We start from the raw sequence: 11,829 nt of genomic DNA, 5'->3' as shown, positions 1-11,829 counted from the left end.
TTTAGTTTATTATGATATTAATAAATTCGTCTTTATTTAAGTTCATTATGACATCATCAAGCTGTTCCGGCAACGCTTTTTCAATACACTCCTTATCCAATTTCACATTCTTAAGCCGGTTTTTAATGCTTTCGTTTATGTCACCTGTGATTAGGAAATCACCCAATATTTCAATATCTTTTATTATGCCATTTTTTATATCCATCCTCAACTCAAAATCTCCTGCATGTTCAATTCTTTTACGTTTAATAACAGTATATTTGGGGTTGTTGCCGTAGATGAACTCGGTTGAAAGATATTCTTTTTCAATTTCTTTGATTTTTTCGACATCTTCTTCCGTTAGTACGATTTCCTTATCACATAAGTTCTTCTTCACATATTCTTTAAATTCATCAATATCAAGGCTGATATAGTCTTTTAGAAGATTTATCCTCTGTCTTATGCTCTTTATTCCTTTGCTCATCAGTTTTTCGTCTGATGGAGTAATACTTCCTACCATGTTTTGCATGTCTGTATCATAGAGCATGGTACCATGTACTATATTTCGTCCTGGTATATGATAGAATGCGTTCCCGGATACCTTCTTACCATCAATCAGAATGTCATTACGCCCGCTTGTTGTGGCTTCGACGCCTAATTTTCTAAGTAAATGTATAACGGTGTTAATGTATCGGTTGAAAGTGAAGCCTACACTTTCTTCACTTGTTATGTATGAAAACATGATGTTGCTCATGTCTGCATATACACACCCCCCGCCACTTTTGCGTCTATACATCTTTATGCCATTCTTGCGACAATATTCAATGTTTACTTCATTCTCAATCAATTGATTGCGCCCAAATATCACAGATGGTTCAACTTGCCATTGAAAGAAACAATCATATTCATTGATGTTTCTGGCTGCGTATTCTTCCATGGCAAGATAAAAAGATAACTGCCTTGTGCTATTCTCCGGTAGAGATATGTATACCATATAATTGTTGTCTTTCTTTTTTAAGGTTCTTCTGCAAGTATGTAGTGGCTTAAGTCACTATTTTTCATGCAGATTTTAGGTTCTAAACTTGAATAGGATAATTTTAAATCCTATACAAAGATAAATAATTAATTGTTTATCAACAAGCATGTGATGAAAAAATAATAGAAAATTAAACTTTTGTAATAAAACATCTTTTGCCATAATCGTTTTTTACACCTTAACAAGATTGATAATTTGACACAATTAACTTGATTGTCGCTAGAAACGTGAAAATTGTATTTTCCATGACTGTTAATGTGATATCATAATACGTATTTGATGTATCAAAGTGTAAATTTATATATTTGATTTGATATATGTGTTATTTGGGTACGTACAGTAATATATAAGATAAAAATAAGTATATATTATTTATTTGAGATTTATTATGGATAGTTTTTGTCAATAATATAGCAAAGAAGCGGGACTTCTGTATAAGGAATTCCGCTTCTTTGCTATAAAATATAATTGTTGATGTTATTCGTATCCTTTAAAAATAACTTTCTCAGTTTTTCTTGACTCGTCATTATATATTGTCATTTTTATAACAAGGCTGCCGTATTGAGGTGTTTTAAGTTTGCTTCCATCTATCGCATAATAGTTTATTTGTTTTACCTCTTTATTTGCATCTGCAATATTAGGCATTTCTATTGCCGAAACATCAGAATTATTAATGTCATAATTTACATTTACAGTTTTAACAAATTCATAGAGTAGATTTTCATTAACTGAAATATTACCTGTACTGGTGTCATATTCTGCAGCCCATATTGCCATCGGATTAAAGGCGATTTCACCTTTTTCCATATCAATGGTTGCATGTATCATACCCACATTGCTTGTCTCAGGATAAGACATTCCTGTGGGCATGTTTGTCTCAACGTCATACTCACATCCTGTGAGCATTCTATACGTACCATCATTGGCATGTCCTGTTAGTGTATATCTAAACATTACTTCGTTAACATCTTTGTTGATTGTTCCACTCAAATGTACACCATAACCATATTGATCTGCTTGCAATATGTTATAAATATCAATGGTATTTCCATTTATTGCTACATAAGAGGGCCTAGACTCAATATATTCATCTTGATTGCCTGTGGAACCAACATATGAAGTGTTGTTTGATTGGCCATTACAACGTACTATACGTGACCCATTAGAGAATGTAACCGTCTGTTTTTCTTCGCCTTGTACAGCAACTAGCATGAGGTCTGTATTACATTCCCAAGTATTATTGCCAATATATTTATATTCAATAGGCCTTAAGATTTCTTCTCCGGCTTCAGAATCCCAAGGATATAAATATACCATATATGTTTCCATATCAAATACAGGAATACCTGATGGAATACTAATAGAACCTGTGTTTTCGTTATATTCAGCATTAAAATCAATACATCCATTCATATAAAACCCGCTTACCGAGATAGAACTATTGTCTGTTGGTACAATATTAAAAGGTTTTATTGTTGCCAAACTTTTTTCTCCGTTATATTCTTGCGAATTTAATACTAAAAAATCGCCTTCCATTTCCCCTATTGTAGGGATTGTCGTTGTTTCTTGTGCGCAAACAGGTGCTGTAATAGCAATTATTGTTGCAAAAATAATATTTTTAATCATAATTTATTGAATTATTATTTTTTTAATTATTGATTTTGTCTTTTCACCAGAGATTTTAAATATATATACACCATTATGAATACAATCTGTATCGAATACGATTTCTTCTCCGGCATTAATGTCGCTAATTGTATGTTTTGCTACGCATATTCCTTGAAGATTATATAATTGCATACATATGTTTGTATCATAAAAACCTGGAACAACTTTTAGTTGTTTACCATTAAAAATAATCATATGAGGATTGTTTATGACAGTAGGTTTGATCTCGCTTGCTTGTTGTATACATTCTTTAATACCTTCATATGCGTCAATCTTGCCATATCCCCAATTGTTCGTAGGAATCTCTTCACCTGTATATGAATCGTGACGTGAAGTTTTTTGCATTATTTTTAATGCATCTTCTGGTGTAAGATAAGGATAAGCCTGCAACCATGTTGCCACTACTCCTGTAATGAAAGGTGAAGCCATTGATGTTCCTTGCATATAACCATATTCATATTTATTACCATTCCAGTTTATTGTACAATATGTTGTTTTGTCGCCTGTATAATAGTTTGACAGGGATGATTTTATGAATGTACCAGGAGCTGTAATATCAGGTTTAATTCTTCCGTCTGCAGTAGGTCCATGGCTAGAGAACGATGCTAATCTATTAACTTTCTCGTCAATGTAGTGTGGAACTCCGAATTGCAACCAATAATCACATGTCACATATGCTCCAGCAGACAAAATTCTTTTTCCTGTACCGCCAATTTCTCCAACAGTCATGTCATCATTACCGTCTACAAATCCTTTAAGGCCATAGTTGCTGAATTGTGAATATACATTTTCCGTCCACATATTTATATCACCTTTATTTGATGATATAATATATAAGCCATGATAATAATTTGGCGTATTCAAATAATTGAAATTCAACATGAGATGTGTTTTACCATTTATAGGATTTATTTCACCGGTAACGGATAAATTTCCGGAAATAGAATCATTGTCAATTGTGAAGTTGTATGAACGGTTATCGCATTGTTTTATATTAAATATTGCAGGCTCATAAACTTTCTTTATGGTATTATTGTTGGCTCTGTATACAAATGGGATAAACTTAATCGCCATATCTTTGTCGCACCATATTTCTACTGTTCCTGATTGTGGATATGTGTATTTAAAATCGAGAAATGTTGCAAGAGTATCAGTCTTTTCTTCGTTAAATGTTTTTTTAACGTGACATTTTGAGCCTCCATCATTTCCGGCTGCTCCAACAAGGATACGTCCAGGGCCGAGCATCTCAGACGTAAGTAAATCAAAGGTAGATGAACCATCACGCGGTCCTAGGTGGCTGCCAAGGCTTAGATTTACAACACAAGGCTTATTTACAGATTTTGCATAATCAAAAATATATTTCACGCCATCAAGAACCGCAGTGTTATCACTGTTTATAAGTTCGTTGCCATTAAGAGACACCAATACTATTTCGGCATCTGTGGCTACACCATATACATTTTTGTCATCTGTATTATCTGCTCCTGCTGCAATGCCCAATACATGTGTTCCATGTGTCGAATTACTAGTGTCAGTTACCTTTGTTAGAATATCTTCTGTTGTTGTGTATTCACAACCATAACCGAAACCTTCCGGAGGGGTTCCTTGGATATTTTGATCCCATACTCTCTTTATTCGCAACACTGATTTATCCCGTGAATAAAAATTAGGATGCCCAAATTCAAAGCCATTATCAACCACACCTATCACGACGTCTTTACCTCTATATTCCTCTGGAAGTGACATCCCTTTTTGAATGTCGGTAACTCGGGCTTCTTCGCGAGCTTTGTCGAGATTTTTTCTTATAGGGGAACCCATTTCAATATATTTCACTCCGTCTAAAGCTACAATATTGTCGAGTTTTTCCAATGGAATGTCGGCCGTAAGAATATTTCCTAATATAGTTCTGATATTAACTCCAAATTTTCTAAGGATATCTGAATCATATCCGTCATAAAGATGAATAAAGGCTGATATTATAATTTTTCCTTTATTATCATCTTGCTTAAAATAATAAGCACTTTTTAGACGTTGAACATCAGATATATTTTCTTTCCTAACAGTCTCTACAAATTGTTGGGTATATGGAGACAATTTGCATTGTCCCCATATTGAGAGTGATGTTGCAGTTAGTACTGCAAATAACAATATTGTTTTTATTCTCATATGTTTTTCCTATTTTATTGAATTATAATCTTATGAGTAGAACTACCATCTCTCACTATATATATGCCAGATTTAAGAAAACGGTTGTAAGCAGTTTCTGTGAAAGTATCAATAAGCATGCCGTCACTTGTATATATAGAAATCTTGGCCATATGAGGATTTTGTATGACTATGTTGTTTTTGCTTGTGCTGATTGTTATGCAATCATTACTTTTAACAGTCTTGACACCAGTTGCAATATCTAGTCTTATATCAAACAAATACAAAAATTCATGGAATTTAGGTGATGTTACATGGAAACCATAATAATATATACCATCTTCTTCTACGGTTATCGGAATCGAATATTCTGTTACAGGATTTTCTTCTGTTGCTCCTGGAACTTCCGGTATATTAATTAATTGTAGACTCTGTTCTTCTGGTGTACGCCCTTTACCAAAGGTAACTTCCATTGATTCTGGATATTGTGGTAATGATGAATAAGCCTTAAACTTTAACATGTAGCTTACACCTTTCTTATAATTGATAGGAGGAGCTATCATCCAATCGTCTGCATCTTTGTTTTGATTAAAAATATATACTGCACTTCTTGTATTTGAGTCATACCCCCAACAATAACCGTCACCATTTGAATCAAGTAGGGTATAGTAATTGAGCATGTCTGCAGGATCTGTAAACATTCCTCCATATGGAGGAGTCAGTGGAGTGCCAATGATCAGGTTGTTCGAGAATCCCCAATCTCCTTCTTTGCCATTATACATTGATGTCACTGTATATACGTAACGTGTCATGTCTTCAGGGTGAGTCTCTGTAAACTTACACTCCTTAAGATTTTCAGCTACAGTTATTTCATTTGGATATCTTATAACTTTATATGTGATATTATCTTTGTCGATGGCATTTCCGTTAATACCTTCTGTTGGAGCCTCCCATGTCAGTGTAGTTGTAAGACCTTCATATGTAAGTCTTATATTCTGTGGCGCCTTAGGCAAATCATAGCCTACATAGAATGTACGTTTGATAGTTGGACCTTCTCCATATTCATTAGATATAGTTATTGATACCGTATGGTTGTCATTGGGCAAAATAATTTCCTTACTTTTGAACAAAGAACCTGGAGCCGCCGTACTGTCAATAAGAGTTTGGCTTCCTTCTGTTATTCTAACTCTCAATTTATCATCTGTAAGAGGGGTTCCTAGGTAGCTGTTAGATGGAATCTGAAATTGGAAGAAACCAGTTACAGAACCTTCGTTAGGAGTTATAAAGTTAAAGTCTGAAACAATTCCCGGTGCACCATCATTAGGTTCTTTTAACCATGCACCGCTGACCTGATATGTTCTTGTAAGATATGCAACAATAGTTCCTTCTGCGTTTGTAAGATTCAGCTCGACGATAGGGGTGTATTCTCCATCAAGTATCATGCTACTACTTTCGAATATCCAATACACCTTACCGGTAGCCCTATTTATGAACATTGCCTGTTCTGTTCCGTTGTTTACTAAATAGTCTTCAGGACCAATAAGATTCTTGCCCGTAATCGCTTTAACTCTTACAGCCATACCATCAGATTTTCTTATCTTGTATAAATATTGGTTATAATCCTCAGTGTCAATAACCACACTATACAGCATTCCGTTATTGGTTGAAACTAGAGTTTTAAAACGTAGTTTGCTGTCAAAGTCTTTACCTATTCTTTGCATGTCTCCAGTTTCTGGGTCTATTTCAACTAAATGAGAAGTTGTAAAGTCTACTACAATGCCATATATTTTATCATTTGTTACATCATAGGCCAATGATGTCGTTGTGCATTGGCAGTTGTCCTCTAGTTCTTTTTCATATAACACATCATAAGTATTTCCATCAAGTATTGTCCATACAGGTTTTTGTTTTGGAAGATTTGTCTCATCACTATAAATATTGCAATAAATTTTTCCATTGTGATATACTCCACCTCCTGATATATAGCGATTGAATAATACGCTATTATCATCTGGACGATAATTATTCTCTATACCGAATTTATATAGGCCAGGGATCATATCGTCAATTTCATTTATAGGTGAAAATGTAATAAATCCATACATATCTACACCTTCCATTGATATAGGCTGGCCGTACTCTTGTGACATCGTTGCATTAACACAGCCACAGAACATTGCTGTTAGCAATATAATTTTTTTTAGTATGTTCTTCTTCATAATTATTGTATTAAGTTTGGCACAGTCTCACAAAATGAGACTGTGCTGTAGGTTTAATTTATTTCTTTACTAATTTCATTGAAAGTGTATTTCCATCATTTGTCATGGCCTTGACGATGTAAATGCCTCTACATAGCTCAGCCAACGAAATTGTATTATTTAAACACTGTGTATTGAGAACATTTTGTCCTTGTACGTTAAACACTGATACAGATTTAATATTATCGGGAACGTATAGTGTTGATGTTGAAGATATATAATGCATCTTGCATTTTTCTATGTTCTCTTTAATGTCTGTTCCTTCGACTTCCTCAATTTTGAAATCATCGAACGCAATAATTCCTGAATTTGCAGATTCGGCATTAAACTCAAAATAGAAACAATAGTCCATATCATATTCAGGAACATATTTAATTGTAAATTTTGTCCACTCCTTAACCGGTTCGCTGATATTTTGAAGCACAGGAAGTTCTATGCCGCTTTCCTCTTGTGTATATGCCAATATGACATTTGCTGTTGTCTTATTCTCACCGTTTCCTGGCATATATAGATAGAACGAAATTTCATATGTCTTGCCATGTTCAAGCGTAAAATATGGAGTATAAAGAAGTTCATTTCTTCCGCCAATTGTATATTCGTTTGCAACGGCAGCATATTCTCCTGAGTGTGCTGTAATTGTGTTATCGGGCATAGTTGTTATATGGAATAGTTCAGAAGATGAAGTTCTGCATCCCCATTTATTCGTAAATAGCGTCGTCTCATTAATATCTGTACGATTTTCAAAATCTTCAGAATATGGAAGAGGCTCAGGCTCGTCTGAAGTAAATAGACGCATTATTTTCAGATTTTTAATTCTGACATTTGTTCCGTTCATGTTTTCAATGTGGATGCCAAAGAAATTACTTTCTGATTCAGGATGGAATGTCGTACCGACTTCCATTTGTGTATAATCGTTCATTATTATATCGTTGAACTCGTCTATAATTTCTATTTGATCATTAATAGTTTGGCCATTACCACGAGTAAATTTAATGTTTACGCTTTGATTTAGATCGGTTTCGAATTCGCATAATACATAATATGATTTCGTAGGATCAAGTTTTACCTCTGGTGATATAAGCCATTCGTCTTTACCATTAGTAGTTATTGCTGATTCGTCGTGGCTCCAGGTGTTGCCATCTTCGTCACCGTCAATTGTTTTCCATCTATTATTATCTTCTGTGAAGTCTGCAACATATGTATGTTCTTTGAGATAACCATCAGTGAAACTGCTAATTTTTAAAACACATGATGTTGGTTGACCTATTTCTTTATCAATACAAGGTATTAATTTGTATATTTTCTGTCCTGAAAATTTGCTATTGTCACTATATGTATAAACGTAGGTTACATCAAGTGGTTTCGTATTATCAGTAACTTTCACAGAATGTTCAGCGATAAATTCATCACCATCATATATTTTTGTATTTATGATAGAACCATTTTGTATTTTCTCGCCTTCTTCATCAACTAAAGGATGTGTCCATTCAAAAAGTACACTCTTGTTTGAATTTATTGCAGATGCTTTTGCATTTAATATTGCAGCAGGCTTTACAGGGGCAATCTGTATCTGTTCATCAACATTGAAATTATCAATAATAATTTCACCTCCGTTTGCTTCATTTGTATTTATTTTTATTGCAAAGCAATAGTCTGAGGTGTTTTCTACAGATATCTCAATGTTTTGCTTTATCCAACTTTTGTTTGTAGTTTCGTCAGTTTGCAGAAGTGATTCACCAATGATGTTAGATTCATCTTGCTCTGTTGCTTTATATAAAGAAAGTGTATTCTTCGAATTGTTTTGTGTCATGTTTAACATGAAACTTATATTATAGGTTTTTCCTGATTCTAATGTAAATTTTGGAGTATAAATAATTTCTTCTCTTGCTTCAGGTGCTCCACCTGCTGCATATAATGCATTAGCTCCAGAATATGCTCTAGTTCCAAACGTTTCTGAAACTAAACTAATATTAGATACGTAAAAACCATACTGCGTGCTGCTGCGGCTTATCTTCCATCCATTGGGAGTTGTTGCACTTTGATCAAAGGTTTCAGTGTATGGTATTTCCATTACGGGGACCTCTTTTTCGTCTGTGTCAATATAATAAATACCAACGCCCTTTATAATCATACTATTTGCGGTCTTGCTGTCATGGAAGCCAATATAATATACACCTTCAGTTTCAACACTGAATTGTGGAGTTGTTGTGTCTACATAGCCATTGTAACAAATGTCTTCAAGTGAAATTAATTTTGAAGTCATACCGGCAGATGTTTGGCTATTACCCAACCACACATCTAAACTTCCTGCATAATTCATACTTGTTGATACATAAAACTTTATTATATATCTTTTATTTGGTTCCAATGTGACTCCAGGTGTTATTGCCCAATCGTCATGAATGTCTTTGTTTCCTCGTTTTACAGACATTCCGCCATCTTCGTATGTTATCTGTTGCCAGGTGTTCCCACCGTCTTTATTCTCTACAATCCATTCTGTATAATCATTAGCTGTCATAAATTCACGTACAACAGCAGCCTCACCTTGTACATCATCAAGATTGATTTCAAATTCGACTGGTAATGACTCTATTCCGTTGAGAGAAGCAGTTACCTTATATGTGACAATACCGCCGAAATTCTTTGGGGTATATGTATATGTTCCAGTTGCCCCTGCTTCACAATTTTCGACAGAACCAACTCTTACGCCATTCTCATATATGTTAATATCTACGGGTGAAAGAATTGGAGCATTAGTTACATCATATGACGGATTCTTCCATTTAAAAGTTACGTTTTTTTGAGTGAAGTTTGAAGATACATCAAGATTTTCCACACTCATTGGTTGCGCTTTCGATGTTTGAACAACTGAGATCTTATTTATTGTCACGATACCATTAGGCACTGGCGTCGTTAAATTAAAACCGATGTATGTAGAAGCCGACTCTGTACAAGTAAAACGAATTATCTTTTCTACAGAACCGCTATTTAGATTTATAGTTTCTTTTGCAAGTTCTTTATCCAGACCTTTAGCGGTTGGTGCAGTTCCATATTTTATAGTAAGTTCGTCGGCTTCAAAAGCGCCGGCTTGAGAGATTGTATATCTTATTAAATAGTCTTTGCCTGCCACCATATCTAACGCAGGAGAAATTAACCAGTCATCAGCAGCTGACATTGATAAATTCCCGTCATATGATGGACCCGTGTATCCATCTATAATGGCCCATTTTACGTTGTCATTATTTGAGTCTATAATAGTCCATTCTTTAAGAGGATCTGTTCCTGTAAAATCTGTAGTATAGATTTCTGTTTCAGGCGTGATGGTTCCTGCGTATTCTTCAATTGCAAATGAATAAAGTTGAAGAGTGTTTCCACCACTGTTTGATGTGTTGTAGAATGAAAAATAATAATCTCCGTCAGCACCCGGAGTGAAATAGTTTTCTTCAATATTTTCTCCACTATTAATTAAATTCAACTGTTTTAATGGAGTCATATTGGTCTTATCTGTTCCTTGGGTAAGTGTTACAACATCATATCCTTTGGGATAGCCTTGTACAGCTACATTGGTTGTAATCTTATAAGTGACACCGCCTTTTAAGCTTATTTTAGGAGAAAAGTAATCATCATCATTCTGGCCTGTCAGGGGCATTTCCAACATCGGACCGAAATTATTAACAGGCGTCCATGTATGTGAATCTCTATTATTGTCAACTGCAGTCCAATCAGCATAGTCGGTTGTCAAATCTACATGATATGGGATGCTGACGATAGGTTCATCGGGGGGATCAATAACGCTTCCTCCTTCTTCATATAATTTAAATTCAAATAAAAGAACAGTCCCGTTAAATTGTTGGCTGGTACAATGAAAAGCAAAATAATATTTACCGTTTTCATTGACTTTTATTTCAACTTTTTGTGCTGCAGGATACTCCGAATTGTCATTTAATGTTACATCCGAAAGTTTTGAAAATGCAGTCATATCACTGTTTGACGTCCCATATTCAAACGATACAGTGTTTGCGTTTCCGTCAGATTGACTACATATATTGAATTCAGCAGCATATGTTTTTCCTGCCTCTAGAGAAAAATCTGGTGAGATATAATAATCGTTACTGGCTGATGAATAATCCATCTTAAGGACAATGCTGCCATAATATTTTCCTTGGATATAGGCCCATTTTGGCATATAAGTCCATGTGTTCCCAGGAATGGAACTTTCATCTACTGCAGTCCATCCTTCCTGGCTGTCTGCAAAATTAATGCTATAAGGTAATGCCGTTTGCGCCTTACCTACATTTATTCCCGTTAAGATAATAAATGTGAAAATTAAAAATGTAAGTTTTCTCATACCACTTATTATTTTTAGGTTATGTAATAAATTAAACCATGTATGGATAATTATTTACCCAATATGGCTATATATTGTCTGATAATAATGTTGAGTATAACAATCTCGTTGTATATATGACTCTATTTTATCTTTATAATATGTGTATCGTTTCTTATTGAAGTGATACACATATCGAGTCATAGACATTAATAAAAGGTACTATTTTGAGGCTAGTTTCACACTCTTAAGTATCCTATTAACAAGGCTTAATGAAATATAAATATTCAATAATGTGTTTATTCCTAATATTAATTGGGAAAAATAGTCCTATAGTCTTTTCTGTGTTATTATAATTAAGACAGTCAAGGCAGGTTTAATGGCTCACCCGATAAATAGTGGGGAAAGAAAATATT

The 11,829-nt window shown here is 34.3% G+C and carries 5 protein-coding genes; all 5 read right to left on the bottom strand.

The annotated features are described in order from the left end of the window. Position 1: 1 nt before the first annotated feature. Complete coding sequence (locus QVO66_RS10480; protein ID WP_021855441.1) at positions 2-973, bottom strand: lipoate--protein ligase; 972 nt, start codon at positions 971-973, stop codon at positions 2-4. Positions 974-1,492: 519 nt separating this feature from the next. Next, positions 1,493-2,641: a hypothetical protein gene (locus tag QVO66_RS10475; RefSeq protein WP_021855440.1), complete on the bottom strand. Its 1,149-nt coding sequence runs from the start codon at positions 2,639-2,641 to the stop codon at positions 1,493-1,495. Positions 2,642-2,644: 3 nt separating this feature from the next. Beyond that, on the bottom strand, positions 2,645-4,849 hold the full coding sequence (locus tag QVO66_RS10470) for a S8 family serine peptidase (RefSeq protein WP_021855439.1): 2,205 nt from the start codon (positions 4,847-4,849) through the stop codon (positions 2,645-2,647). 14 nt (positions 4,850-4,863) lie between these two features. After that, positions 4,864-7,047 carry a hypothetical protein gene (locus QVO66_RS10465; protein WP_288172819.1) on the bottom strand — a complete coding sequence of 728 codons (2,184 nt, stop codon included), beginning with the start codon at positions 7,045-7,047 and terminating at the stop codon, positions 4,864-4,866. A 58-nt stretch (positions 7,048-7,105) separates the two neighbouring features. Then, complete coding sequence (locus QVO66_RS10460; RefSeq protein ID WP_021855437.1) at positions 7,106-11,434, bottom strand: T9SS-dependent choice-of-anchor J family protein; 4,329 nt, start codon at positions 11,432-11,434, stop codon at positions 7,106-7,108. Positions 11,435-11,829: the final 395 nt, after the last annotated feature.

Origin of the sequence: Prevotella sp. CAG:255 (genome assembly GCF_000431195.1) — a bacterium.
GTDB classification, from domain to species: domain Bacteria; phylum Bacteroidota; class Bacteroidia; order Bacteroidales; family Bacteroidaceae; genus Prevotella; species Prevotella rara.
The sequence above is the reverse complement of the archived record's forward strand: the minus strand, read 5'-3'. Positions and strand labels throughout refer to the sequence as shown.

Excerpts from the sequence above, each read along its gene's own strand:
- QVO66_RS10480 (WP_021855441.1), bottom strand. The coding sequence starts at position 973 with ATGGTATACATATCTCTACCGGAGAATAGCACAAGGCAGTTATCTTTT.
- QVO66_RS10470 (WP_021855439.1), bottom strand. The coding sequence starts at position 4,849 with ATGAGAATAAAAACAATATTGTTATTTGCAGTACTAACTGCAACATCA.
- QVO66_RS10475 (WP_021855440.1), bottom strand. The coding sequence starts at position 2,641 with ATGATTAAAAATATTATTTTTGCAACAATAATTGCTATTACAGCACCT.
- QVO66_RS10460 (WP_021855437.1), bottom strand. The coding sequence starts at position 11,434 with ATGAGAAAACTTACATTTTTAATTTTCACATTTATTATCTTAACGGGA.
- QVO66_RS10465 (WP_288172819.1), bottom strand. The coding sequence starts at position 7,047 with ATGAAGAAGAACATACTAAAAAAAATTATATTGCTAACAGCAATGTTC.